Consider the following 25007-nt stretch of genomic DNA (forward strand, 5'->3'; position numbering starts at 1 on the left):
ATCTCTGGGTTGGGGCACGCGCGCCGGAGTCGCTCCCTGCACAGGGATAATCGGAGGCTATGTCCGAACTTTCCCAACAGGTGCGCCGTCGCCGCACCTTCGCCATCATTTCCCACCCCGACGCGGGCAAGACCACCCTCACCGAGAAGTTGCTGCTGTTCTCGGGCGCCATCAACATCGCCGGCAGCGTGAAGGCGCGCAAGGCGGCGCGCCACGCGACCAGCGACTGGATGGAGATCGAAAAGCAGCGGGGCATTTCGGTGGCCTCGTCGGTGATGCAGATGGAATACCGCGACTGCGTGATCAACCTGCTGGACACGCCGGGCCACCAGGACTTTTCGGAAGACACCTACCGCGTGCTCACCGCGGTGGACGCCGCGCTGATGGTGATCGACGCGGGCAACGGCGTGGAGCCGCAGACGCGGCGCCTGCTGCAGGTCTGCCGCGCGCGCAACACGCCGATCCTGACCTTCGTCAACAAGATGGACCGCGAGGTCAAAGACCCGCTGGTGCTGATGGACGAGATCGAGCGCGAGCTCGGCATGGAGGTCGTGCCCTTCACCTGGCCGGTGGGCATGGGCAAGGCCTTCCACGGCGTGATGGACCTGCGCGAGAAGCAGATGCGGGTGTTCAGCCCTGGCGAAGACCGCAACCACCACAACGACGAGATCCTGGCCGGCCTCGACAACCCCGCCTACGCCCAGCGCTTTGGCATGCAGTACGAACAGGCGCAAGGCGAGATCGAACTGCTGACCGATGCGGCGCCGCCGTTCGACCGTGACGCCTTCTTGAACGGCCAGCAAACCCCGATGTTCTTCGGCTCGGCCGTCAACAACTTCGGCGTGCGTGAGGTGCTCGATGCGCTGGTCGATCTGGCGCCGCCACCGAGTGAGCGCGCCGCCATCCAGCGGGTGGTGCAGCCCGGCGAGCCCAAGTTCAGCGGTGTGGTGTTCAAGATCCAGGCCAACATGGACCCGGCACACCGCGACCGCATTGCGTTTGTGCGGGTGGCCAGCGGTCACTTCGAGCGCGGCATGAAGCTCAAGGTGGTGCGCTCGGGCAAAGACCTGCGGCCCAACACCGTGGTGAGTTTTCTCTCGCAGCGGCGCGAGCTGCTGGACGAAGCCTTTGCCGGCGACATCATCGGCATCCCGAACCATGGCGTGCTGCAGCTGGGCGACACGCTCACCGAAGGCGAGAGCCTGCAGTTCACCGGCTTGCCCTTCTTTGCGCCGGAAATCATCCGCAGCGTGGAAGTGGCCGATCCGCTGCGCAGCAAGCAGTTGCGCTCAGGCCTGACGCAGCTCGGCGAAGAGGGTGCGATCCAGGTGTTTCGCCCCATCGCCGGGTCGGTCATGCTGCTGGGCGCTGTGGGTCAACTGCAATTTGAAGTGGTGGCGCACCGGCTGGAGCACGAATACGGCGTGAAGGCCCGCATCATGAACAGCCCCTACCAGGTGGCGCGCTGGGTGACCTGCGCGCCCGAAGACGGTGGCGAGATCGAGCTCAAGAAGTTCATCGATGCCAACAGCCACCGGGTGGCGCTGGACGCGGTGGACGCACCCACGCTGCTGGTCGACCACGGGGCCACGTTGCGCGCGGTGGAAGCGAACTGGCCGAAGATCCGGTTCCACGCGATGCGGGAGCATGCGGGCCTGGTGTTCGCCAAGGGCGTCTGATCAGGCAGCCAGCAGCCGCTCCAACGCTCGGGGGTAAATGAGGTGCTCCTGCGTCAGCACCCGCGCGGCCAGCGTCTCGGCCGTGTCGCCCGGCACCACCGGCACCACCGCCTGGTCGAGGATCTCGCCGTGGTCGAGCTCGCTGGTCACGCGGTGCACCGTGGCACCGGCGACGCGGCAGCCCATGTCGATGGCGCGCTGGTGCGTCTTGAGCCCCGTGAACGCCGGCAGAAGGCTGGGGTGGATGTTGACCAGCCGGCCCTCGTAGTGCTGCACGAATCCGGGTGTGAGGATGCGCATGAAGCCGGCGAGCACCACCAAGGCGGGCTCATGGCGGTCGATCTCGGCCATCAGCGCTGCGTCAAAGGCCTCGCGGCTGCCGAACCGGGTGTGGTCCAGGGCTCGGGTTGCGATGCCCTGCTCCCCCGCCCACGCCAGCCCCTGGGCACCGGCCTTGTTGCTGATCACCGCGACCACGCGCGCGCCGAAGCGGTCTTGCCAGCGCTGCGTCACAGAGGTCTCCACGATGGCGGCCATGTTGGAGCCGCTCCCGGAGATCAGAATCACGATGTTTTTGTTCACGCCAGCCATGGCCGGGAAGTGTAATGACCTCAGACCTGCAAACCCCCTCAAACGGCCGCCCACGCGGCCACGATTTCACCCAGCGCCCGCTCTCCCAGGCCGAAGCCCGCGTGCTCGGCACGCTGATGGAGAAAGCGCGCACCGTGCCCGACAGCTACCCGCTCACGCTCAACACGCTGGTCACCGGCTGCAACCAGAAGTCCAGCCGCGAGCCGGTGATGAACCTGGCGGATGCCGCCGTGCTCGAGGCGCTGGACGCCTTGCGCGCCCTGCACCTGGTGCTGGAGAGCAGTGGCAGCCGCGTGACGCGCTACGAACACAACTTCATGCGCGCCGTGGCCGTGCCCGAACAATCGGCCGTGCTGCTGGGCATGCTGATGCTGCGCGGTCCACAAACCGCAGGCGAACTGCGGCTGAACACCGAACGCTGGTACAAGTTCCTCGACATCGCCTCGGTCGATGCCTTTCTGGAAGAACTGCAGGACCGCAGCGACGACAAAGGTGGTGCGCTGGTGGTGAAGCTGCCGCGCGCACCGGGTGCTCGCGAGCAACGCTGGGCGCACCTGCTGTGCGGCCCGGTGGACGCATCCCTGCTGACCCAGACCACACCCCCCGCCGCCAGCGCCGCCACCGAAGACGAGCTGATCAACCTCACACGCCGTGTGGCCACGCTGGAAAACACCGTGGCTGCCTTGCAAGAGCAACTGCAAAATCTGAACGATCAACTCGGCTTGTCGCAGCCCGGACAGCCGTAAAACGAACGGTCGTGCCAAACTGCCCGGCGTTGTTCAATCTGCCGGCACATTTCTGTGGCGGCCATCAGGAGACACCCCATGGATTTGGCATTCACGCCCGAAGAGCAGGCGTTTCGAGAGGAGATCCGCGGCTGGGTCAAGGCCAACCTGCCCGCCGATATTTCCCACAAGGTTCACAACGCGCTGCGGCTGTCGCGCGACGACATGCAGCGCTGGGCGAAGATCCTCGGCAAAAAAGGCTGGCTCGGCTGGGGCTGGCCCAAAGAGTTCGGCGGCCCGGGCTGGAACGCGGTGCAGAAGCACCTGTTCGAAGAAGAATGCGCCCTGGCCGGTGCGCCGCGCGTGGTGCCTTTCGGCCCGGTGATGGTGGCGCCCGTGATCATGGCCTTCGGCAACAAGGCACAACAGGAGCGCTTCCTGCCCGGCATCGCCAGCGGTGAAGTCTGGTGGAGCCAGGGTTACAGCGAACCGGGCTCCGGCTCGGACCTCGCCTCGGTGAAATGCCGCGCCGAGCGTCAGGGCGACAAGTACATCGTCAACGGCCAGAAAACCTGGACCACGCTGGGCCAGTACGGCGAGTGGATCTTCTGCCTGGTGCGCACCAGCACCGAAGGCAAGCCACAAACCGGCATCTCTTTCTTGCTGATCGACATGAAGTCGCCCGGCATCACCGTGCGCCCCATCAAGCTGCTCGACGGCGAGTGCGAGGTCAACGAGGTCTGGTTTGACAACGTCGAAGTGCCTGCTGAAAACCTGATCGGCGAAGAAAACAAGGGCTGGAACTACGCCAAGCACCTGCTGGCGCACGAGCGCACCAACATCGCCGACGTGAACCGCGCCAAGCGCGAACTGGAGCGCTTGAAGCGCATCGCCAAGGCCGAAGGCGTGTGGGACGACCTGCGTTTCCGCGACCAGATCGCCCTGCTCGAGGTGGACGTGGTGGCGCTGGAGATGCTGGTGCTGCGCGTGCTCTCGGCCGAGAAGTCGGGCAAGAACTCGCTCGACATCGCCGGCCTGCTCAAGATCAAGGGCAGCGAGATCCAGCAGCGCTACAGCGAACTCATGATGCTCGCCGCCGGCCCCTACAGCCTGCCCTTCATCGAAGAAGCCATGGAAGCCGGCTGGCAAGGCGACTTCCCCGGCGGCGTCAACGCCAACGCACCGCTCGCATCGACCTACTTCAACATGCGCAAGACCACCATCTACGGTGGCAGCAACGAAGTGCAACGCAACATCGTCGCGCAAACCGTGCTCGGCTGAGGAGATCAACACATGGACTTCGATTTTTCCGACGATCAAAGCGCCTTGCGCGAAGCCGTTCAAAAGTGGGTGGAGAAGGCCTACACCTTCGACCGGCACACCGCCATCGTGGCCGCAGGCGGCTTTGACCGCGCGGCCTACAACGAACTCGCCGAACTCGGCCTGGCCGGTCTCTACGTGAGCGAAGACGACGGCGGCATGGGCATGGGCCCCATCGAGGGCATGGTGGTGATGGAAGAACTGGGACGCGGCATCGTGCTCGAGCCGCTCGCCCAGACCCTCATCACCTCGGGTGTGCTCGGGGGCTACGCCCCAGCCGAACTGAAGGCCGCGTGGCTGCCACGCATGGCTTCCGGTGAAGCGCTGGTGGTGCTCGCGCACCAGGAGCGCAAGGCCCGCTACCAGCTCGACGTGTGCACCACCACCGCCACACAGGCCGGCAGCGGCTGGACGCTCTCCGGCACCAAGAACGTGGTGCCGGCCGCCGACCTGGCCGACGCCTTTGTGGTCCCCGCCATGGCGCTCGGCAAGCTCGCCTTGTTCCTCGTGGAGCGCACCGCCTCGGGCGTGAGCACCCGCGGTCACCACACGCAGGACGGCGGTCGCGCCGGTGACCTGACGCTGAAAGATGCAGCAGCCCAACTGATCACCACCGACGGACTGACCGCGCTGGAACACGGCGTGGACATCGGCATCGCCGCCACCTGCGCCGAAGCCGTGGGCGTGATGGACAAGACCGTGGCCATCACGGTCGAGTACATGAACACGCGCAAGCAGTTCGGCGTGGCCATCGCCAGCTTCCAGGCGCTGCGCCACCGTGTGGCCGACATGAAGATGCAGCTGGAACTGGCGCGCTCCATGAGCTACTACGCCAGCCTCAAGCTCAACGCACCCGCGCCCGAACGGCGCGCGGCCATGTCACGCGCCAAGGTGCAATTGGGCACGTCCATGCGTTTCGTGGGCCAGCAGGCGGTGCAGCTGCACGGCGGCATCGGCGTGACCGACGAGTACATCGTGAGCCACTACTTCAAGAAGCTCACGCAGCTGGAAATGTCCTTTGGCGACACCTTGCACCACTTGGGTGAGGTGTCCAGCCGCATGCAGGACACGGCCGGCGTGTTCGCCTGATCCGGCTTCAGCCTCCCAACGGCCCGCACGCTGCGGGCCGCTTTGTTTTTGCCACCCCGAACACGACACGGTGACCCCCATGACCACCCGCCGCACGTTCTTCGCCCTGGTCGCCAGCAGCCTGCTGCTGGGCGCCTGCGCCACCGCGCCGCCAGTCGCCAGCCAGCCCCCCATCGTGTTCGTGCACGGCAACGGCGACTCGGCGTCCATCTGGCAGAGCACGGTGTGGCGCTTCGAGTCCAACGGCTGGCCGCGCGAACGCCTGCACGCCATCGACCTGCCCTACCCGCTGGCACGCGATGAGGACGGCAAGGCCCAGCCAGGCCGCACGTCCACCGCCGAACACATGGCCTACCTCAAGGCCGAGGTGGACCAGGTGCTGAAGGCCACGGGCGCGACGCAGGTGGTGCTGGTGGCCAACTCGCGCGGCGGCAACGCGGTGCGCAACTACATCCAGAACGGCGGTGGCGACAAGACCGTGAGCCACGCGGTGCTGGGCGGCACACCCAACCACGGCGTGTGGGCCACCAAGGGCTTTCGCGAGGCCAACGAATTCTCCGGCACCGGGCCTTTCCTCACCGGCTTGAACGCGCCCAAGAATGCGGCGGGGGACGAAGTGACCGGCCCGGTGAAGTGGATGACCATCCGCTCCGACAACAACGACAAGTTCGCTCAACCCGACGGTCTGTGGATCGGTGCCAAGGGCACGCCCACGAACGTCACCTTTGAAGGCCCGGCGCTCAAGGGCGCGACCAACGCCGTGCTGCCGCGCGTGGACCACCGCGAGACATCCTTCTCGCCCGCCGCCTTCGACACCACTTACCGCTTCATCACCGGCAAGGCCCCCACCACGCTGGCACCGACGCCACAGGCGCCGGTCGTGCTCAACGGCAAGATCACCGGCCTGGGCCTCGTGCCCACGGACCCGGCCAGCGGCAGCTACGCCAACAACCTGGCGCTGCCCGGTGCACAACTGGTGGTCTACGCCACCGATCCCGCCACCGGCGAACGCAAGGGCGCCGCCGTGCACAGCAAAACCGTGGGCGCTGATGGGCTCTGGGGACCGTTCACCGCCCAAGCCGGTGTGCCGCACGAGTTCATGATCAGCGCACCGGGCTACGCCACCACGCACATTTACCGCAGCCCGTTTCCGCGCAGCAGCGACCTGATCCACCTGCGTGCCGAGCGCATCCCGGCGGCCGACCAGGGTGCCAGGTCCACCGTGACCTTCACCCGCCCGCGCGGCTACTTTGACGCCGGGCGCGACGCGATGGCGTTCGACGGCAAGGCGTTGCCCGGCGTGCCGCCCACAGGTGCCGGTGTGTCGAGTTCGAAGATCAAGCTGATGGAAGACGGCGTGCGGGCCATCCCGGCGACGTTCAACGGCGAGACGATCACCGGACGCACCTGGCCTGCGGCAGAGAACCGCGTGGTGATTCTTGAATTGACCGATTGAGGCCGATCCGGACCTCAGGCGTGCAGGCGCGAGGTCTTGGGCAGGTGCGACATCAAAAACTCCATCTGGTCCGCCAGGATGCGGCGGTTGCGCAGGATGAAGTCTTCCCACAGGCTGGGCACATAGGGCGCATACAACAGCCCCATGTGCGCCTGCTCGGGCGTGCGGTTGCCCTTGCGGTGGTTGCACGAGCGGCAGGCGGTGACCACGTTCATCCACAGGTCGCGCCCGTTCTGGCCCAGCGGCACGATGTGTTCCCGGGTCAGTTCTTCCTCCACAAAATGTTCGCCGCAGTAGGCGCACACATTGCGGTCGCGTGCAAACAGCTTGCTGTTGGTGAGCGTGGGCCGCAGGTCGAACGGGTTGATGCGCGGCACGCCCTGGGTGCCGATGATGGAGTTGACGTTGATGACCGACTGGCGCCCGGTGATCGCATTGTGCCCGCCGTGGAACACCGCGATCTCGGCCCCCATCTCCCAGCGCACTTCATCCGCCGCGTAGTGCAAGACGGCCTCTTCAAGGCTGATCCACGACTGTGGCAGACCCTGGGCTGAGAGCTTCAAGACCTTCAAGACGGACTCCTTTGTGCATGGGCATCAGCGGAAAACAGACCCCGGGGGGCCCGACATGTCTCGCAGGCAGGGCCTGCAAACGTGTATCGTCGTGTGTCAATATAGCGCGCTTTGATGACGCAGCCCGTGGCGCCCCTACATTCCCCACCGCAGCCCGTCTTGCAGCGGCTGCCTCACCCCACCGACCCGGCATGAAAATCTTTCGCGGCTTGCGCGGCCGTCTTCCCAGCCACCTGCAGGCCAACCGCGGTGGTTGCGCGCTCACCATCGGCAATTTTGACGGCGTGCACCGCGGCCACCAGGCCATGCTGGCGCTGCTCAACAACGAAGCCAGGCACCGGGGCGTGCCCAGCTGCGTGATGACCTTTGAGCCGCACCCGCGCGACTATTTCGCCGCCCTGCACCACCAGCCCGACCTGGCGCCCGCCCGCATCGCCACCCTGCGCGACAAGCTGCAGGAGCTGGAACGCTGCGGCGTGGACGAGTGCGTGGTGCTGCCCTTCAACGCACAGCTGGCAGCGCAAACGCCGCAGGCTTTCATTGAAGACATTCTGGTGGGCTCGCTGGGCGTGAAGTACGTGCTGGTCGGTGACGACTTCCGCTTCGGCGCCAAGCGCGCGGGCGACTACGCCATGCTGGACGCCGCCGGCAACCGCCTGGGCTTCGACGTGGCGCGCATGCAGAGCTACGAGGTGCACGGCCTGCGCGTGTCGAGCTCGGCCGTGCGCCAGGCGCTGGGCGCTGGGCGCATGGAAGACGTGGCCGCCCTGCTCGGCCGGCCCTACAGCATCAGCGGCCATGTGGTGCACGGGCGCAAGCTCGGCCGCCAGCTGGCCGAAAGCGCTCCCGGTCGTGGCGACGGTTTTCGCACCCTCAACCTGCGCTTTTCCCACTGGAAACCGGCCGCCAGCGGCATCTTCGCGGTGCTGGTGCACGGCCTCGGCCCGCACCACGATTCACCGCCCTTGACCGGTGTGGCCAACCTCGGCGTGCGGCCCTCCCTGGACCCGGACGATGTGAACGGCGGACGCGTGCTGCTTGAAACGCATGGCCTCGACTGGCCCCGGGCTCTGAGTGAGAGCCTGCCCGGCGGGGAGGCCTACGGTAAAATCGTCCGCGTGGAACTGCTGCACAAACTGCATGACGAGCTGAAATACGACAGTCTGGACGCCCTGACCCAGGGCATCGCACGCGACTGCGACGACGCACGCGCCTTCTTCGCCTCGCTGCACGCCCAAACCCACCGCCAGACCACGCGCGACCGAATTTAGACCTCGCGTCTATCCGGTCGCTGCCCTTCGACAGGCTCAGGGCGAACGGTGTCTCCTTCTGTCTCCACCCACTCCCCCGTTCGGGCTGAGCTTGTCGAAGCCACCACGGAACCTCCGCCATGTCCGAATCCACGCCCGCTGCCGCCGACTACCGCAGCACCCTGAACCTGCCCGACACCCCGTTCCCGATGCGCGGCGATTTGCCCAAGCGCGAGCCGGGCTGGGTCGACAGCTGGAACGAGGGCGGCCTCTACAAACGCCTGCGCGACGCCCGCGCCGGTGCCCCCCTGTTTGTGTTGCACGACGGCCCGCCGTACGCCAACGGCAAGCTGCACATCGGCCACGCGCTCAACAAGGTGCTGAAAGACATGATCGTCAAGAGCCGCCAGCTCTCGGGCTTTGACGCGCAGTACATCCCCGGCTGGGACTGCCACGGCCTGCCGATCGAGAACGCGATCGAAAAACTGCACGGCCGCAACCTCAGCCGCGACGACATGCAGGCCAAAAGCCGGGCGTTCGCGACCGAGCAGATCGGCCAGCAGCGGGAAGACTTCAAGCGCCTGGGCGTGCTGGGCGACTGGGAGCGCCCCTACCGCACCATGGACTTCGCCAACGAGGCCGGTGAAATCCGCGCCTTCAAGCGCGTGATCGAGCGCGGCTTTGTGTACCGGGGCCTCAAGCCCGTGTACTGGTGCTTCGACTGCGGCTCGTCGCTGGCCGAATTCGAGATCGAATACGCCGACAAGAAGAGCGAGACGCTGGACGTGGCCTTCGAGACCGATGACGCTGCAAAGCTCGCGGCCGCCTTCGGCGTGGGTGCGATGCCCGCGGGCAAGACCGCGTTCGCGGTCATCTGGACCACCACCGCCTGGACCATCCCCGCCAACCAGGCGCTCAACGCCCACCCCGAGTTCACCTATGCGCTGGTGGACACGCCCATGGGTTGCCTGGTGCTGGCCGAAACGCTGGTCGAGAAATGCCTGGAGCGCTTCGGCCTCACCGGCACCGTGATCGCCACCGCGCCGGGCAAGGCCCTGGGCGGCCTGAACTTCCGCCACCCGCTGTTCGACGTGGACGCTGGCTACCAACGCCTGTCGCCGATGTACCTCGCCGAGTACGTGAGCGACGCCGACGGCACCGGCATCGTGCACTCGTCGCCCGCCTACGGCGTGGACGACTTCAACTCCTGCGTGGCACACGGCATGTCGGTCGACGACATCCTCAACCCGGTGCAGGGCAACGGCGCCTACGCCGCCGAACTCCCACTGTTCGGTGGCCTGCACATCTGGAAAGCCGTGCCGGTGATCCTGGAGGCGCTCAAGGCCGCCGCGCGGCTGATGGCCACGCAGACCATCACCCACAGCTACCCGCACTGCTGGCGCCACAAGACGCCGGTGATCTACCGCGCCGCGGCGCAGTGGTTCGTGCGCATGGACGAGGGCGAAGGCGTGTTCACCAAAGACAAGGCACCCAAGACGCTGCGCCAGCTGGCGCTGGAGGCCATCGACGCCACCCGCTTCTACCCCGAGAACGGCCGCACCCGCCTGCGCGACATGATCGCCAACCGGCCCGACTGGTGCATCAGCCGACAGCGCAGCTGGGGCGTGCCCGTGCCGTTCTTCCTGCACAAGGACAGCGGCGAGCTGCACCCGCGCACGATGGAGATCCTCGACCAGGCGGCCGACATCGTGGAGAAAGGCGGCATCGAGGCCTGGAGCCGCGTCACCGCAGAGGACATTCTGGGCGCCACCGACGCACCGCACTACACCAAGAGCACCGACATCCTCGAGGTGTGGTTCGACTCCGGCTCCACCTTTTCGCACGTGCTGCGCGGCAGCCACGCCAACGCCTACCCCAACGGGGCGTTCCACACGGAAGGCCCCGAGGCCGACCTGTACCTCGAAGGCCACGACCAGCACCGCGGCTGGTTCCACAGCTCGCTGCTGCTGGGCTGCGCGCTCTATGACCGCGCGCCCTACAAAGGCCTGCTGACCCACGGCTTCGCCACCGACGGCCAGGGCCGCAAGATGAGCAAGAGCCTGGGCAACACGGTGGAGCCGCAGAGTGTGACCAGCAAGCTCGGCGCCGAGATCGTGCGCCTGTGGGTGGCCAGCACCGACTATTCGGGCGACCTCAACATCGACGACAAGATCCTGGCCCGCGTGGTCGACGCCTACCGCCGCATCCGCAACACGCTGCGCTTTTTGCTCGCCAACGTGAGCGACTTCGACCCGGCCAAAGACGCCGTGCCACTGGACCAGATGCTGGAGATCGACCGCTACGCGCTGGCGCGCGCGGCGCAGTTCCAGGCCGAGGTGCTGGCGCACTACGCGGTGTACGAGTTCCACCCGGTGGTGGCCAAGTTGCAGGTGTACTGCTCGGAAGACCTGGGCGCGTTCTACCTCGACGTGCTCAAAGACCGGCTCTACACCACCGCACCCGGCAGCCTCGCGCGTCGCAGCGCGCAGACCGCGCTGCACCAGATCACCCACGCCATGCTGCGCTGGATGGCGCCCTTCCTCAGCTTCACGGCCGAAGAGGCGTGGCCGGTGCTGGCCGGTGCGCAGAACCAGGGCTCGATCTTCTTCGAAACCTTTGCCCAGCTGCCGGCGGTGGACGAGCCGCTGCTGGCCAAGTGGTCGCGCATCCGCGCGGTGCGCGAAACGGTGAACAAGGAGATCGAGACGGTGCGCACCGCGGGTGGCGTGGGCTCGTCGCTGCAGGCGACGGTGAAACTCACCGTGCCGGCGGACGACCATGCGGTGCTCGCTTCGCTCGGCGACGACCTCAAGTTCGTCTTCATCGTCTCGCAGGTGGCCCTGCTCGAAGGCGATGCGAAGGTGGAGGTGATCCCGGCGGTCGCCGCCAAGTGCGAGCGCTGCTGGCACTACCGCGACGACGTGGGAGCCGACGCTGCGCACCCCACACTGTGCGGGCGCTGCACCAGCAACCTGTTCGGCGCGGGTGAAGCCCGCTTGGTGGCCTGATGAGCAACCTCTCGACACGTGGCATCTGGCCCTGGCTGGGTCTGGCGGCCTTGCTCGTGGCGGCCGATCAGGCCACCAAGGTGCTGATCCTGGCCAACTACCAGTTGGGCGACAGCACCTTCATCACCAGCTTCTTCAACATCGTGCGTGTGCACAACACGGGCGCGGCGTTCTCGTTCCTCGCCGATGCCGGGGGCTGGCAGCGTTGGTTCTTCACCGGCGTGGGCGTGGCCGCCTCCGTGTTCATCGTCTGGATGCTGCGCACGCACCCGGGCGAGAAGCTGTTCGCGCTCGCGCTGGCCTGCATCCTGGGCGGTGCCATCGGCAACGTGATCGACCGCGTGCTTCACGGCTACGTGGTGGACTGGCTGGACTTCCACTGGGGCCTGCTCAGCGGGCTGTTCCCGGGTGGGCACTTTCCGGCCTTCAACATCGCCGATGCGGCCATCACCGTGGGCGCGGTGTCGTTGATCCTCGACGAGATCCTGCGCTGGCGCCGCAGCCGCTGACCCGCGCGCGCGCACCGCACGGCCGCGCACCCCGGACGACGCCCAGAGCGGGCGTATAACTTCCGCTCATGAAACACCTGTTGGACCTGCTCGCGGCCATCGCCCTGCTGGTGTGGGGCACGCACCTCGTTCGCAACGGTGTGTTGCGCGTCTTCGGCAGCAACCTGCGCCAGGTGCTGGCTGCGAGCATGGGCAACCGTTTCACCGCGGCGCTCTCGGGTCTGGGTGTCACGGCACTGGTGCAATCCAGCACCGCCACCGCCCTCATCACCGCCTCGTTCGTGGGCCGCGGCCTGATCGCCCTGCCCGCGGCGCTGGCCGTGATGCTGGGCGCCGACATCGGCACCAGCGTCATGGCGGTGGTGTTTTCCTTCGACCTGTCGTGGCTCTCGCCGTTGTTCATCTTTCTTGGCGTCACGCTGTTCATCTCGCGCCAGGGCACCTCCGCCGGTGACTTCGGGCGCGTCCTGATTGGCCTGGGTCTGATGCTGCTGGCCTTGCAACTGATCTCGGGCGCCACGAACGTGCTCACGCAGAACCCGGCGGTGCAGCTCATGCTGGAGTCGCTCACCAGCGACCGTTTGCTGGAAATCCTGCTCGGCGCCGCGCTCGCCGTGGTGGCCTATTCGAGCCTCGCGGTGGTGCTGCTGGCCTCCTCGCTCGCGCTGCAGGTGGTGGGGCTCGACGTGGCGTTGGGCATCGTGCTGGGCGCCAACCTGGGCAGCGGACTGCTGGCCGTGATCACCACGGCCAAGTCGGGCGTGAGCACGCGCCAGGTGCCGCTGGGCAACCTGCTGTTCAAGGTGTTCGGTGTGGCGATTGCCATCTGGCTGATCCCCATCTGGGTGCGTTTCATGCAGCCGCTGGTGCCGGACCCGGCCACGCTCACCGTGCTGTTCCACCTGAGCTTCAACCTCATGGTGGGCGCGGTGTTCATCGGCCTCACGCAGCCGGTGGCCAGGCTGGTGGAGCGGCTGCTGCCGCTGCAGGCCAACAAGGGTCCGCTGGACCGGCCCAACCACCTCGACCCGTCGGCCTTGGCCACGCCCTCGCTGGCCATTTCATGCGCTGCGCGCGAGGCCATGCACCAGGCCGATGTGGTGGAGACCATGCTGCGCGGTGTGGTCACGGTGATCAAGACCAACGACCTGAAGCTCGCACAAGACCTGCGCAAGCTCGACGACACGGTGGATGGCCTGTACTCGTCGATCAAGTACTACCTCACCAAGATCTCGCGCCAGCAGCTCAGCGAAGCCGAGAGCCGGCGCTGGACCGACATCATCAGCTTCACGATCAACATGGAGCAGATCGGCGACACGGTGGAGCGCGTGCTGCTCGACATCGAAGACAAGAAGATCCGAAAGGGCCGCGACTTCTCCGAGGCCGGCATGGCCGAGATCACCGAGCTCCATGCGCGCCTGATCGACAACCTGCGCCTGGGCATGAGCGTGTTCCTCAACGGCAACGTGCGCGACGCGCAGCGCCTGCTCGAAGAAAAGGTTCGTTTTCGCAACATGGAGCGCGCCTACGCAGCCACCCACCTTGACCGCCTCTCGGGTCTGAGCCAGCAGAGCATGGACACCAGCGCGCTGCACCTCGATCTGATCAGCGACTTGAAGCGCATCAACTCGCACATCTGCTCGATCGCCTACCCCATTCTCGACAGTGCGGGCGTGCTCGCGCCGAGCCGTTTGCGCGAACCACCGCCGGCCGACGTGAGCCGCCTCTGACGGCCCGCGGGCCGTGCCGGGCAAGGCTGTGAAATGAAGGGTGCTGTGCTACGCTGACCCTCCATTTCGCGACCCGACAGGAGACAACAACATGCCCGGACTGCTGCCCCACATCGACCCCGACGGCCTGCTCGAGTTTTCGGTGGTCTACACCGACCGCGCGCTCAACCACATGTCCAGACGCTTCCAGGGCGTGATGACCGACATCTCGGCCATGCTCAAGCGGGTGTACGGCGCGCACTCGGCCGTGCTGGTGCCCGGCAGCGGCACCTTCGGCATGGAGTCGGTGGCACGGCAGTTTGCCCACGGCAAACACGTGCTCGTGATCCGCAACGGCTGGTTCAGCTACCGCTGGACGCAGATCTTCGAGATGGGGAGCATCCCCGCCAGCCACACGGTGGTGAAGGCGCGGCGCACCGGCGCCGGCGCACAAGCACCCTGGGCTCCGGCACCGATTGACGAGGTGGTGACCACCATCGCACGCGAGAAGCCCGCGCTGGTGTTTGCGCCCCACGTGGAAACCTCGGCGGGCATGATCCTGCCCGACGGCTACCTCAAGGCCGTCAGCGACGCGGTGCACGCGGTGGGTGGCTTGTTCGTGCTCGACTGCATCGCCTCGGGTGCGATGTGGGTCGACATGAAAGCCACGGGTGTTGACGTCCTGATCTCGGCGCCACAAAAGGGCTGGAGCAGTTCGCCCTGCTGCGCCATGGTGATGCTCAGCGAGCGCGCACGGGTCGCCATCGATGCCACGCAGAGCACCACGTTTGCGATGGACCTGAAGAAGTGGCTGCAGATCATGGAGACCTACGAAGGCGGCGGCCACGCGTACCACACCACCTTGCCCACGGATGCTTTGGTGCGCCTGCGCGAGACGATGGTGGAGACCGAGGCCTATGGCTACGAGCGCGTGCGGCAGGAGCAGATCGCACTGGGCACGCAGGTTCGCGCGCTGCTGGAGCGCAACGGTTTCCCCAGCGTGGCGACGTCGGGGTTTCAGGCGCCGGGTGTGGTGGTGAGCTACACCACCGACCCGGAGATCCAGTCGAGCAAGAAATTTCTGGCGGTGGGTTTGCAAACCGCTGCGGGGGTGCCGCTGCAGTGCGACGAAGGCCCGGATTTCAAGACCTTCCGCATCGGTCTCTTCGGACTGGACAAGTGGCACGACGTGCCTTCGACCTTGCAGCATCTTGAGCAGGCTTTGGCGGAGGTGGCGCCTCGGCAGGCGCAGCCCGCCTGAACTGTTCTGCTGGGTTCTTTGCTCGCTACGCATCGCGGGCAACGACCTCGCGGGCTCGGGGCATGGGGTGAGCGACGCAGCGAAATCAAGGAGGAGCCGGCACCAGCCGGCGGGGGACATTCGCGGAGTCGGTTACCCCATGCTCCAAGGCAACCGACAACGCAGGCACGAAGAACTCAGGGCAACAAAACTGTGCAACCCGTGGTCGAGCGAGCCTCAAGACTCTCATGCGCCTTGCGCACATCGGTCAGCGCAAAACGCTGGTCGATGCGGATCTTCACCTGATGGCCTTCGACCATCGCGAACAGATCGTCGGCCATGGCCTGCGTGCGTTCGCGGCTGGTGATGTGCGAGAACAAGGTCTGGCGCGTCATGTAGAGCGAACCCTTGGGGCCGAGGATGCCGGGCGCAAACGGCGCCACCGGGCCGGACGCGTTGCCGAAGCTGGCCATGAGACCGAAGGGGCGCAGGCAGTCGAGTGACTTCTCGAAGGTGTCCTTGCCCACCGAGTCGTACACCACCTTCACGCCCTGGCCGCCTGTGATCTCCTTCACCCGAGCCGCAAAGTCTTCCGTGCGGTAGTTGATGGCGTGGCTGGCGCCGTGTTCCAGGGCCAGCTTGCATTTGTCGTCCGAGCCGGCCGTGCCGATGAGCTGCAGGCCCAGCGCCTTGGCCCACTGGCAGGCGATCAGGCCCACGCCACCGGCCGCGGCGTGGAACAGCACGAAGTCGCCCGGCTCCAGGCCTTCGACCGGGCGGCAGCGCTTGAGCAGGTACTGCGCGGTCAGGCCCTTGAGCATCATGGCCGCGCCGGTCTCGAAGTCGATCGCGTCGGGCAACTGGCACACGTTCATGGCCGGCATCACGCGCACGTCGCAGTAGCTGCCGGGCGGGTTGGCCGCATAGGCCGCGCGGTCGCCGGCCTTGAGGTGCGTCACGCCCTCGCCCACCGCCTCGATCACGCCGGCACCTTCCATGCCCAGCGCCAACGGCATCTGGAAGGGGTAGAGGCCGCTGCGCTGGTAGACGTCGATGTAGTTCAGACCGATGGCGTGGTGGCGGATGCGCACCTGGCCGGGTCCGGGCTCGCCCACGCTCACGGTGTCGATGACCAGCTGCTCGGGGCCGCCAGCGGCGTGGATGCGCACGGCGCGCGATTCTTGTGTGCTCATGAAAAGTCTCCTCGTTGTGGAATCAAACCCTGCGAATGCTGCCACGAATGTGCCCGATCGCCTGCGCGACAGCGCTTCGCCCCCGTGCCGCAGGCGGACAAGCCCGGGTTGCTACAGTCCAGCCGATGTCCTCTCCCCCCGCTCACCGCCTCACGCCCGCCACGCTCGCCCTGCTGCTGATTCCGCCGCTCATGTGGGCGGGCAACGCTGTCGTGGGGCGCCTCATGCAGGGTGTGGTGCCGCCGGTCACGCTCAACTTTCTGCGCTGGGTGCTGGCCCTGCTGATGCTGCTGCCGGTGGCCGGCTGGGTGCTGCGCCCGGGCAGTGGCCTGTGGGCCCACTGGCGGCGTTTCGCCCTGCTCGGCCTGCTGGGGGTGGGCATGTACAACTCGCTGCAGTACATGGCGCTCAAGACATCCACGCCGCTCAACGTGACGCTGGTGGCGTCGAGCATTCCAGTGTGGATGCTGATCATGGGACGCGTGCTGTACGGCGTGGCCATCACGCGGCGCGCGGCGGTCGGGGCCTTTATGTCCCTCTGCGGTGTGGTGGTGGTGATCGCGCGCGGCGATCTCGGAGGGCTGTTGTCGGTGCAGCTGGTGCCGGGTGATCTGCTGGTGTTGCTGGCCGCGCTGGCCTGGGCCTGGTACAGCTGGCTGCTGGCGCGCCCCCCAGCCAACGAACCCGCAGCCATCAAGGCCGACTGGGCCGCCTTTTTGCTGGCGCAAATGGTGTTCGGCCTGGTCTGGTCGGGGGCATTCACAGCCGCCGAGTGGATCACGCTGCCCGCATTGCCGGCGGGCCAGAGTGCCATCCAGTGGGGTTGGCCGCTGGTGGCCGGGCTGTTGTTTGTGGCGGTCGGCCCGTCGCTGCTGGCCTACCGCAGTTGGGGCGCGGCCGTGGCCCGCGTGGGCCCGGCCACGGCCAGCGTGTTCTCCAACCTCACGCCCCTGTTTGCTGCGCTGATGTCGGCCACGCTCTTGCGCGAGCCGCCCCAGCTCTACCACCTCGCCGGCTTTGTGTTGATCGTGGGCGGGATTCTGGTTTCGTCTCGGCGCTAGAGACGATCCGGCGCCGGGCCGCCCCAAGCCGGATCAGCCCCCTCGGGGGGCAGCGGACCTCGCGCAGCGGGGGAGCGTGGGGGCCCTTGGTTCTTCAGAAAGTGCCGGGATAGGCCCCACCATCGGCCAGCACGTTCTGGCCGGTGATGTAACCCGCGTGCACGCTGCAGAGAAACGCGCAGATCGCGCCGAACTCTTCGGACGTGCCGAAGCGTTTGGCCGGGATGCCCTTGCGCCGCGCATCGGCGATTGCGTCCACCGACTGGCCGGTTTTCTCGGCGGCGCCGGCCAGCGTGGTCTTGAGGCGGTCGGTGTCGAAGGCGCCGGGCAGCAGGTTGTTCACCGTCACGCCCTGCGCGGCCAGCGGGCTGCGCGCCACGCCGGCCACGAAGCCGGTGAGGCCGCTGCGCGCGCCGTTGGACAGGCCCAGGATGTCGATCGGCGCCTTCACCGCGCCCGAGGTGATGTTGATGATGCGACCGAAGCCGCGCTGCGCCATGCCGTCCACCGTGGCCTTGATGAGCTCGATGGGCGTGAGCATGTTGGCGTCGATGGCCTTGATCCACACGTCGCGGTCCCAGGCGCGGAAGTCGCCCGGGGGCGGGCCACCCGCGTTGTTGACCACGATGTCGAAGGCGGTGCCGGGTCCGCCCGCCACCGACAGCGCAGCCGCACGGCCCTCGGGCGTGGTGATGTCGGCGGCCACTGCCAGCACCGTCACGCCGGGTGCGGCGGCCTGCAGCGCCTTGGCGGCAGCTTCCAGGTCGCGCGCACCGCGCGCCACCATCACCACGTGCGCGCCTTCGGCCGCCAGCGCCTGCGCGCAGCCCAGCCCCAGGCCCTTGCTCGCGCCACACACCAGCGCCCATTTGCCCTTGATACCCAGATCCATGAAAAGTCTCCTGTAAAAAATCGATCAGCTGGCGCGGCCAAAGCGCGTCACCAGAAACACACCCGAGAGCACGAGCACCGTGCCCACCACGATCCAGCCGTTGAACGGCTCGCCGAGAATCACCACGCCCATGACGATGGTCGACATCGGGCCGACCATGCCGGTCTGCGCCGTCAGACCCGAACCGATGCGCTCGATCGCCATCATCACCATGAGCACCGGTGCAAACGTGCACAGCGTGGCGTTGAGCACCGAGAGCCAGATCACCTCGGGCGCCACCAGCGCAGCGCTCATGGGACGCAGCAACACGAACTGCGCCAGACACAACACACACGCCACGCTGGTGGCCAGGCCCACCAGCCGCAGCGAACCCAGCCGCTGCACCAGTTCACCGCTGTACAGCAGGTAGACGGCGTAGCTGATGGCGCTGCCGAACACCAGCGCGGCACCCAGCAACGCGTCGGGCCCCTGCAGGCCAGCTTCGTGACCGAACACCACCAGCACCCCGCCGTAACTCACCGCCATGGCCAGTGCCTGCAGGCGGGTGATGCGGCGCTTGTAGATCACCCAGCCGAGCACCAGCACCAGCGTGGGGTTGAGGTACAGGATGAGCCGCTCCAGGCTTGCGCTGATGTACTGCAGGCCCCAGAAATCCAGAAAGCTGGCGAGGTAGTAGCCGGTGACACCCAGACCCAGGATGCCCAGCCAGTCGTCGCGCGAGAGTGGTGGCTGGTTCCCTCCACCTTGCCGGTAGGTGGCCCACCAGGCCAGCGCCAGAAACAGCGGCAGCGCAAACAGCATGCGGTACATGATGAGCGTGACCGCGTCGACACCGTGGCGGTAAGCCAGTTTCACGATGATGGCCTTGCCGCTGAACGCAATCGAGCCGGCGGCCGCGAGCATCAGTCCGGCGGCGAGGTGGGGCGTGGGAGCGGCGCGCATCCTCCGATTGTCGGCAACGACCGACGGGGTTGACCCGCCTCATTGCACCGGCGGCGTGCAGGCCAGCACCTCGTCCATGGTGGTCAGACCCTCGGCCACCCGCATGGCACCCGCCAGGCGCAGCGGGCGCATGCCGTCGGCCACCGCCTGCTTGCGCAGCACGTCCAGGCGCGGCTCGCGGCTGACCTTGTCCTTGAACGACTCGGTGACCGTGAGCAGCTCGTACAGGCCCATGCGCCCGCGAAAGCCGGTCATGCGGCAATCGACACAACCCACCGGTTCGTAAGGCCGGTAGCCACCGCTGATTTGCCAGGGCTTGACCAGCTCGGCCAGCGACTCGCGCGAAGTCGCTGCCTGGGCCTTGTCCTGCTGCGTTTTGCAGGCCGGGCACAGCGTGCGCACCAGGCGCTGCGCCAGCACGCCCAGCACGGTGGCGTTGATGAGGTAGGGCGGAATGCCGAGCTCCATCAGCCGCATGATGGCGGAGGGCGCGTCGTTGGTGTGCAAGGTGGTGAACACGAGGTGGCCGGTGAGCGCGGCCTGCACCGCCATCTCGGCGGTGGCCAGATCGCGCACCTCACCCACCATGATGATGTCCGGGTCCTGCCGCATGAGCGCGCGCAGGCCCTGCGCAAAGTCCAGGTCCAGGTGGGCCTGCACCTGGGTCTGGTTGAAGGCCGGCTCGATCATCTCGATCGGGTCTTCGACCGTGCTCACGTTGACCTCTTCGGTGGCCAGGCGCTTGAGCGTGGCGTAGAGCGTGGTGGTCTTGCCCGAGCCCGTGGGCCCGGTCACCAGCACGATGCCGTGCGGGTGTTTGGTCAAGGCTTCCCAGCGCTGCGCGTCGTGCGCGGCAAAGCCCAGCGCGCTCAAGTCTTTCACCGTCGACTCGGGATCGAAGATGCGCATGACGAGCTTCTCGCCAAACGCCGTGGGCAGGGTGGACAGGCGCATTTCCACTTCTTCGCCGCGCGCACCCGCCACACCGGGGCGCAGCGTCTTGATGCGGCCGTCCTGCGGGCGGCGGCGCTCCACCACGTCCATGCGGCCGAGCAGCTTGATGCGCGCGGTCATGGCGGTGAGCACGCCGATGGGCATCTGATACACCGGGTGCAGCACGCCGTCGATGCGGAAGCGGATCACGCCCTGCTCGCGCCGCGGCTCCAGGTGGATGTCGCTGGCGCGCTGGTCAAAGGCGTACTGCCACAGCCAGTCGACCACCTGCACCACGCCCTGGTCGTTGGCATCGAGCTGTTTGTTGGCCTTGCCCAGCTCCACCAGTTGCTCGAAGCTGCCGAAACCGCCGCTGCTGCCACCGCTCTTGCTGGCCGCGCGCACCGACTTGGCCAGCGCAAAAAATTCGGCGGTGAAGCTGTTGATGGCCTGCGGGCTGGACAGCACCAGGCGCACGTTGCGCCGCGTCTGGCGCTCCACCTCGGGTACCCAGTCGCGAATAAACGGCTCGGCGGTGGCCACCACCACCTCGGTCGGGCTCACCTGCACCGGCAGCACCTTGTGGCGCTCGGCGTAGGCCGCGCTCATCACGTCGGCCACCTTGCCCACGTCGACCTTGAGCGGATCGATGCGCATGTAGTCCAGCCCGCTGCGCTTGGCCAGCCACTGGGTGAGCAACTCCACATCGAGCACATGGCTGTCGGCCTGGCGCGCCATCGCCACCACCGACAGGCGCTGCAGCGGGTGCTGCGCACTGTGCGCCGAAGCGCAGCGCGCCACGGTGCGCTCGGCCTCGGCACCCGAGATCACACCGTCGTCCAGCAACCACTGCACCAGCGTTCGCCAGTCCAGTGGACCGTTGTACTCCATCACCTGGGACGTTTTGGCGGTGTGTTTCATGGTCGATTCAAGCAACGGGTTTGAACAACTTCATCCACTTCACGGCGGGCAGGCCCCAGCGCTCCTGCACCACCTCGGCCCGCGCCAGCAGTTGCATGCGCGTGGGCCGGCTGGGCGTGCGCTGGGCGAGCACCACGGTGTTCCCCTCGCGCGTGGGCTTGAAGGCCCAGACAGCATCGTCACCAAAGGCCGCACACAGGCTCTGCAGCGAGCGCTCGTAGCTGGTGTCGCGCCCGAACAGGTTGACGGTGAGGCAGCCGTCGTCGGTCAGCGCATTGCGGCAGTCGGCATAGAAGTCGGGGCTGTCGAGCACGGGTGCGGCGGCTTCGTGGTCGTACAGGTCGACCTGCAGCGCGTCATACGCCCCGAGGTGATCGGCGCGGCGGATCTCTTCGCCCGCATCGGCCAGCACCACGCGCAGCTTGGCGCCGTCGGCGGGCAACTTGAACCAGCTGCGGCACACGGTCACCACCTGCGGGTTGATCTCGATGGCGGTGGTGTCCATGCGCAGTTTCTTGAAGCAGAACTTGGTGAGCGCGGCCGACCCCAGGCCAAGCTGCAAGGCACGGCGTTGGCCGACCGAGTCGGGCTCCACAAACAGCAGCCAGGCCATCATGCGTTGGACGTAGTCGAGCTCGATGTCGAACGGCGCGTCCAGCAACATGGAGCCCTGGATCCACTCGGTGCCCAGGTGCAGGAAGCGCACTTCGCTGTCTTCGGAGATCGTGACCTCTGGAAGTTCTTGCGTGGTGCGCCGCTTCAGCGCTGCGGCGTTGGCGCCGGCCTTCACGTGGGGTGTCCTGTTCGGTTTTGCATGGTCATGTCGTCTCTTGCTTGGGAAATCATTATGAGCACGCTGAAGGGTCGGTTGTCTCCGGCTGCTCCTGCTGCGTGATCGGGGTGGCCGACTCCGCGAATGTCCCCCGGGGCCTTTGGCCCCTCCTCCTTGATTTCGCTGCGTCGGCCACCCCGCTCACGCAACAGGATTGGCGCTTGAAACATTGGTGCGCTTACCCGTTGTCAGCTCGTTGCGCCGGTGCGCTCTGCGCAGCGAAATCAAGGAGGAGGCGGCACCAGCCGCCGGGGGACATTCGCGGAGCAGAGCGCACCGGTGCAACGAGCACGCGAAGAAGGTGGAGCGAAAAATCAAACCTCAGCCGCCTCCACCAAAAACCGGACCCGCCGCTGTCCCTGCCACTCATCCGCATCCAGGCGAAACGCAATCTTCACGCGCGCCGGCAAAGGCTCGGTGTGGCCAAACCAGATCCCGTCCACCGGTTCACCCTGGTGCTTGAGCTTCAACGCCAGATGCTTCTCACCCACCAGCCGCTGCGACACCACCTGCACCTCTTCGCAAAACACCGGCGGCGCAAAACCCTGACCCCACACCTCCTGGTGCAGCGTGTCCACCAGGTCGGCGCGGCGGTACTTCGTGTCCAGCGCGCCATCGGCTTCCATGCGCCGCTGCAGCGTGGCAGCGTCGAGCCACTCGTGGGCCACCTGCTGCAGCGCCGCTTCAAACGTTTCCAAATGCTCTTCGTCGATGGTGCAGCCCGCCGCCATGGCGTGACCACCGAACCGCAGCAACACCCCCGGGTGCCGCTTGGCCACCAGGTCCAGCGCGTCGCGCAAGTGGAAGCCCGCAATCGACCGACCGGAACCCTTGAGCTCGTTTTCCTTGCCCTCGGCGCCACTGGCCGCGAACACGAAGGTGGGGCGGTGCAGCTTGTCCTTGAGGCGCGAGGCCACGATGCCGACCACACCCTCGTGAAAGTCGGGGTCGAACACGATGAGCGCCGGCGGCGGCTCCTCGGATTCGTCGAACATTTCCTCGGCCATCTGCAAGGCCTGATCGCGCATGTCGCCCTCGATCGCCTTGCGCTCGCGGTTGATGCCGTCCAGCGTGCGCGCGAGCTCGTCGGCGCGCAGCGCGTCGTCGGTGGTCAGGCACTCGATGCCCAGCGTCATGTCGGCCAGGCGGCCAGCCGCGTTCAGGCGCGGGCCGAGCGCAAAGCCGAAATCAAAACCGGTGGCGGCCTCGGGCTTGCGCGCGGCCACGTTGAACAAGGCCGTCATGCCCGGCGGCATGGCGCCCGCGCGCACCCGCTTCAGACCCTGGGCGACCAGGCGGCGGTTGTTGGCATCGAGCTTGACCACGTCGGCCACCGTGCCCAGCGCCACCAGCGGCAGCAGGGCATCGATCTTGGGTTGGGTCTGCGCCGTGAACACACCGCGCTCGCGCAGCTCGGCGCGCAGCGCCAGCAACACATAGAACATCACGCCCACGCCCGCGATGGACTTGCTCTCGAAGCCGCAACCCGGCTGGTTGGGGTTCACGATGATGCAGTCCTGCGGCAACACCACCTCGCCGTCTTTGATGGCGGGCAGGTGGTGATCGGTCACGATGACCTGCAGGCCCAGCTCGCGCGCGGCGCGCACACCGTCCACGCTGGCGATGCCGTTGTCCACCGTCACCAGCACGTCGGCGCCCTGCGCCTTCACGCGTTTGGAGATGGAGGGCGTGAGGCCGTAGCCATCGGTCACGCGGTCGGGCACAAGGTAGTTCACGCGGTCGAAGCCCATGGGTGCGCCCAGCAGACGCAGGCCGCGCAAGCCGACCGCGCAGGCGGTGGCGCCGTCGCAGTCGTAGTCGGCCACGATGCAGATGGATTGGTTGGCCGCCATGGCGTCGGCCAGGGCGCGTGCCGCGTCTCGCGCACCCAGCATTTGAGCAGGCGGAATCAGGCGGGCGAGTGCGTCGTCGAGCTCGTCGGTGCTGGTGATGCCGCGCGCTGCAAACAGGCGCGCCAGCAGCGGGTGCAGACCGCCTTGCTCCAGCGCCCAGGCGGCGCGGGGGGGCACGTCGCGGGTGATGATCTTCATAGGGTTTCCAGGGTCTTCGAGGCCGGGGCGTTGCCCAGCCACTGTTGGATGAGGCGGCCGGCGCGCGCCACGGCGCCGCGCGGGGCATTGGTGAAACGCTGAGCCACCCGCTCGCCACACAGGGTGAGTGTGACCGGCTCGCCCCGACGCGCGCGGTCCAGCAGGTCCTGGATCTCGCGCTTGTCGAGCGCCGCCCAGGCATCCTTCCAACGAACCCAATCGGCCTGCAGCGCCGCGCTTCGCAGTTCATCCGGCATGGGCGGCGCGGCTCGCAGCGTTGTCGGGTGGTCAATGGCACCCGCACCGCTGAGCCAGAAGCCGTTGACCGGGTGCAGGCGCAGGGCCTCGCGCGCGTCATGCGCGGGGTGTGTGTAGAACAGCATCTGCGCTTCGCTCTGAAGTCGTTTGAGCAACTGCCCGCCAGCGGGGTTGGCCGTGCTGTCGGTCATCCAGGCCTCCACCGACCGGCCGCCCACGCGGTCCAGGCTGGCGCAGGCGATACCGCGCAGCACCTCGCCGCTCGCGTGCCAGCGCGTGGCGGACTCGTAACGCAACGTGATGCCGTCTTCCGCGCAGTAGGGTGCGAGCGCGTCGAACAGCGGGCGCGCGTGTTCGTCGGTGAGACCGAGTTGATCGCCGGGGAGCAGCGTCACCTGCTCCATGCCCACCTGAAAATGACACGGCGTGAACCAGGCTTGTGGCAGAGCGGGTGTGTCGCTTTGTGCAGCGGCCCAGGGCAGGCGCCCGTCGGGATAGGCCAAGCCGTCCGCGCGCAGCAGGCCGATGGCGTGCGCCAGCGCACGCTCGTGCGGCGCGCTCAGGCTGTGGTCGGTGCCGCTGTCGGTGTGCACGGGCTGCAGCTCGGCCAGCAAGGCGGTGAGGTGGGGCAGTGGCAAGCCCGGGAGCAGGGCCCGGCAAGCGGGGTCGCTGGCGCTGGCGAAGGGAACCAGCAGGTGCGTGGCAGGCTCAGAGGCCATGTGGGGAGCGGGCATGACGCGATTGTCGGGGATGCCACAATGCCCGCTGGACCTCAC

At 67.1% G+C, this 25007-nt stretch carries 20 protein-coding genes; 11 read left to right on the forward strand and 9 right to left on the reverse strand.

Annotated features, from left to right (window positions below; all coding sequences use genetic code 11):
- The first annotated feature begins 59 nt into the window (after positions 1 to 59).
- Positions 60 to 1679 (forward strand): peptide chain release factor 3, encoded by a 1620-nt coding sequence (locus Q1W68_RS06865; RefSeq protein ID WP_300715947.1) that lies wholly within the window; start codon positions 60 to 62, stop codon positions 1677 to 1679.
- Here Q1W68_RS06865 and purN read toward each other — a convergent pair whose 3' ends face one another.
- On the reverse strand, positions 1680 to 2270 hold the full coding sequence (gene purN / locus Q1W68_RS06870; RefSeq protein WP_300715948.1) for a phosphoribosylglycinamide formyltransferase: 591 nt from the start codon (positions 2268 to 2270) through the stop codon (positions 1680 to 1682).
- A gap of 14 nt (positions 2271 to 2284) precedes the next feature.
- On the opposite strand from purN, the gene Q1W68_RS06875 reads away from it, so the two are divergent.
- The 4 genes from Q1W68_RS06875 to Q1W68_RS06890 all read left to right on the forward strand — a co-directional run bounded on the left by Q1W68_RS06875 (position 2285) and on the right by Q1W68_RS06890 (position 6860).
- A complete protein-coding gene (locus tag Q1W68_RS06875; RefSeq protein ID WP_300648386.1) occupies positions 2285 to 3016 on the forward strand; it encodes a YceH family protein in 732 nt (243 codons plus the stop codon).
- 78 nt (positions 3017 to 3094) lie between these two features.
- Positions 3095 to 4276, forward strand: a complete 1182-nt coding sequence (locus Q1W68_RS06880; RefSeq protein WP_300715949.1) for an acyl-CoA dehydrogenase family protein — start codon at positions 3095 to 3097, stop codon at positions 4274 to 4276.
- Between the two features lie 12 nt (positions 4277 to 4288).
- Positions 4289 to 5404, forward strand: a complete 1116-nt coding sequence (locus Q1W68_RS06885; protein ID WP_300715950.1) for an acyl-CoA dehydrogenase family protein — start codon at positions 4289 to 4291, stop codon at positions 5402 to 5404.
- Positions 5405 to 5483: 79 nt separating this feature from the next.
- Positions 5484 to 6860 carry an alpha/beta fold hydrolase gene (locus Q1W68_RS06890; protein ID WP_300715952.1) on the forward strand — a complete coding sequence of 459 codons (1377 nt, stop codon included), beginning with the start codon at positions 5484 to 5486 and terminating at the stop codon, positions 6858 to 6860.
- Between the two features lie 14 nt (positions 6861 to 6874).
- Here Q1W68_RS06890 and Q1W68_RS06895 read toward each other — a convergent pair whose 3' ends face one another.
- Positions 6875 to 7432 (reverse strand): HNH endonuclease, encoded by a 558-nt coding sequence (locus Q1W68_RS06895; protein WP_300648380.1) that lies wholly within the window; start codon positions 7430 to 7432, stop codon positions 6875 to 6877.
- A gap of 191 nt (positions 7433 to 7623) precedes the next feature.
- Between Q1W68_RS06895 and Q1W68_RS06900 the strand changes: the two genes are divergently transcribed.
- The 5 genes from Q1W68_RS06900 to Q1W68_RS06920 all read left to right on the forward strand — a co-directional run bounded on the left by Q1W68_RS06900 (position 7624) and on the right by Q1W68_RS06920 (position 15169).
- Entirely contained in the window at positions 7624 to 8703 is a 1080-nt protein-coding gene (locus Q1W68_RS06900; protein ID WP_300715953.1) for a bifunctional riboflavin kinase/FAD synthetase, read from the forward strand.
- 119 nt (positions 8704 to 8822) lie between these two features.
- Entirely contained in the window at positions 8823 to 11690 is a 2868-nt protein-coding gene (ileS, locus tag Q1W68_RS06905) for an isoleucine--tRNA ligase (RefSeq protein ID WP_300715954.1), read from the forward strand.
- The gene (gene lspA, locus Q1W68_RS06910) at positions 11690 to 12199 is read left to right on the forward strand and encodes a signal peptidase II (RefSeq protein ID WP_300648374.1); all 510 of its coding nucleotides are present in this window, start codon (positions 11690 to 11692) and stop codon (positions 12197 to 12199) included. Before ileS ends, lspA begins: the two co-directional genes overlap by 1 nt.
- Positions 12200 to 12267: 68 nt before the next feature.
- Entirely contained in the window at positions 12268 to 13929 is a 1662-nt protein-coding gene (locus Q1W68_RS06915) for a Na/Pi cotransporter family protein (protein WP_300715955.1), read from the forward strand.
- Positions 13930 to 14020: 91 nt separating this feature from the next.
- Complete coding sequence (locus tag Q1W68_RS06920) at positions 14021 to 15169, forward strand: aminotransferase class V-fold PLP-dependent enzyme (RefSeq protein WP_300648371.1); 1149 nt, start codon at positions 14021 to 14023, stop codon at positions 15167 to 15169.
- 176 nt (positions 15170 to 15345) lie between these two features.
- Here the strand turns inward: Q1W68_RS06920 and Q1W68_RS06925 are convergent, their stop codons facing one another.
- On the reverse strand, positions 15346 to 16341 hold the full coding sequence (locus tag Q1W68_RS06925; protein ID WP_300715956.1) for a quinone oxidoreductase: 996 nt from the start codon (positions 16339 to 16341) through the stop codon (positions 15346 to 15348).
- 125 nt (positions 16342 to 16466) lie between these two features.
- On the opposite strand from Q1W68_RS06925, the gene Q1W68_RS06930 reads away from it, so the two are divergent.
- The gene (locus Q1W68_RS06930; protein ID WP_300715957.1) at positions 16467 to 17402 is read left to right on the forward strand and encodes a DMT family transporter; all 936 of its coding nucleotides are present in this window, start codon (positions 16467 to 16469) and stop codon (positions 17400 to 17402) included.
- 94 nt (positions 17403 to 17496) lie between these two features.
- On the opposite strand, the gene Q1W68_RS06935 is transcribed toward Q1W68_RS06930, so the two are convergent.
- From Q1W68_RS06935 to Q1W68_RS06960, 6 genes are all read right to left on the reverse strand, one after another.
- Entirely contained in the window at positions 17497 to 18294 is a 798-nt protein-coding gene (locus Q1W68_RS06935) for an SDR family oxidoreductase (RefSeq protein WP_300715958.1), read from the reverse strand.
- A gap of 24 nt (positions 18295 to 18318) precedes the next feature.
- The gene (locus tag Q1W68_RS06940) at positions 18319 to 19236 is read right to left on the reverse strand and encodes a DMT family transporter (RefSeq protein WP_300648363.1); all 918 of its coding nucleotides are present in this window, start codon (positions 19234 to 19236) and stop codon (positions 18319 to 18321) included.
- A 39-nt stretch (positions 19237 to 19275) separates the two neighbouring features.
- Positions 19276 to 21090: a type II/IV secretion system protein gene (locus Q1W68_RS06945; protein ID WP_300659883.1), complete on the reverse strand. Its 1815-nt coding sequence runs from the start codon at positions 21088 to 21090 to the stop codon at positions 19276 to 19278.
- A gap of 7 nt (positions 21091 to 21097) precedes the next feature.
- On the reverse strand, positions 21098 to 21880 hold the full coding sequence (locus Q1W68_RS06950; RefSeq protein ID WP_300648360.1) for a spermidine synthase: 783 nt from the start codon (positions 21878 to 21880) through the stop codon (positions 21098 to 21100).
- A 356-nt stretch (positions 21881 to 22236) separates the two neighbouring features.
- Positions 22237 to 23973 (reverse strand): single-stranded-DNA-specific exonuclease RecJ, encoded by a 1737-nt coding sequence (gene recJ, locus Q1W68_RS06955; RefSeq protein ID WP_300715959.1) that lies wholly within the window; start codon positions 23971 to 23973, stop codon positions 22237 to 22239.
- The gene (locus tag Q1W68_RS06960; protein ID WP_300648357.1) at positions 23970 to 24965 is read right to left on the reverse strand and encodes a phosphoglycerate mutase; all 996 of its coding nucleotides are present in this window, start codon (positions 24963 to 24965) and stop codon (positions 23970 to 23972) included. Before Q1W68_RS06960 ends, recJ begins: the two co-directional genes overlap by 4 nt.
- Positions 24966 to 25007: the final 42 nt, after the last annotated feature.

It is taken from the genome of Hydrogenophaga sp., assembly GCF_030158645.1.
Lineage (GTDB): Bacteria > Pseudomonadota > Gammaproteobacteria > Burkholderiales > Burkholderiaceae_C > Hydrogenophaga.

Excerpts from the sequence above, each read along its gene's own strand:
- Q1W68_RS06865 (WP_300715947.1), top strand. The coding sequence starts at position 60 with ATGTCCGAACTTTCCCAACAGGTGCGCCGTCGCCGCACCTTCGCCATC.
- purN (WP_300715948.1), bottom strand. The coding sequence starts at position 2,270 with ATGGCTGGCGTGAACAAAAACATCGTGATTCTGATCTCCGGGAGCGGC.
- Q1W68_RS06875 (WP_300648386.1), top strand. The coding sequence starts at position 2,285 with ATGACCTCAGACCTGCAAACCCCCTCAAACGGCCGCCCACGCGGCCAC.
- Q1W68_RS06880 (WP_300715949.1), top strand. The coding sequence starts at position 3,095 with ATGGATTTGGCATTCACGCCCGAAGAGCAGGCGTTTCGAGAGGAGATC.
- Q1W68_RS06885 (WP_300715950.1), top strand. The coding sequence starts at position 4,289 with ATGGACTTCGATTTTTCCGACGATCAAAGCGCCTTGCGCGAAGCCGTT.
- Q1W68_RS06890 (WP_300715952.1), top strand. The coding sequence starts at position 5,484 with ATGACCACCCGCCGCACGTTCTTCGCCCTGGTCGCCAGCAGCCTGCTG.
- Q1W68_RS06900 (WP_300715953.1), top strand. The coding sequence starts at position 7,624 with ATGAAAATCTTTCGCGGCTTGCGCGGCCGTCTTCCCAGCCACCTGCAG.
- ileS (WP_300715954.1), top strand. The coding sequence starts at position 8,823 with ATGTCCGAATCCACGCCCGCTGCCGCCGACTACCGCAGCACCCTGAAC.
- lspA (WP_300648374.1), top strand. The coding sequence starts at position 11,690 with ATGAGCAACCTCTCGACACGTGGCATCTGGCCCTGGCTGGGTCTGGCG.
- Q1W68_RS06915 (WP_300715955.1), top strand. The coding sequence starts at position 12,268 with ATGAAACACCTGTTGGACCTGCTCGCGGCCATCGCCCTGCTGGTGTGG.
- Q1W68_RS06920 (WP_300648371.1), top strand. The coding sequence starts at position 14,021 with ATGCCCGGACTGCTGCCCCACATCGACCCCGACGGCCTGCTCGAGTTT.
- Q1W68_RS06925 (WP_300715956.1), bottom strand. The coding sequence starts at position 16,341 with ATGAGCACACAAGAATCGCGCGCCGTGCGCATCCACGCCGCTGGCGGC.
- Q1W68_RS06930 (WP_300715957.1), top strand. The coding sequence starts at position 16,467 with ATGTCCTCTCCCCCCGCTCACCGCCTCACGCCCGCCACGCTCGCCCTG.
- Q1W68_RS06935 (WP_300715958.1), bottom strand. The coding sequence starts at position 18,294 with ATGGATCTGGGTATCAAGGGCAAATGGGCGCTGGTGTGTGGCGCGAGC.
- Q1W68_RS06940 (WP_300648363.1), bottom strand. The coding sequence starts at position 19,236 with ATGCGCGCCGCTCCCACGCCCCACCTCGCCGCCGGACTGATGCTCGCG.
- Q1W68_RS06945 (WP_300659883.1), bottom strand. The coding sequence starts at position 21,090 with ATGAAACACACCGCCAAAACGTCCCAGGTGATGGAGTACAACGGTCCA.
- recJ (WP_300715959.1), bottom strand. The coding sequence starts at position 23,973 with ATGAAGATCATCACCCGCGACGTGCCCCCCCGCGCCGCCTGGGCGCTG.
- Q1W68_RS06960 (WP_300648357.1), bottom strand. The coding sequence starts at position 24,965 with ATGCCCGCTCCCCACATGGCCTCTGAGCCTGCCACGCACCTGCTGGTT.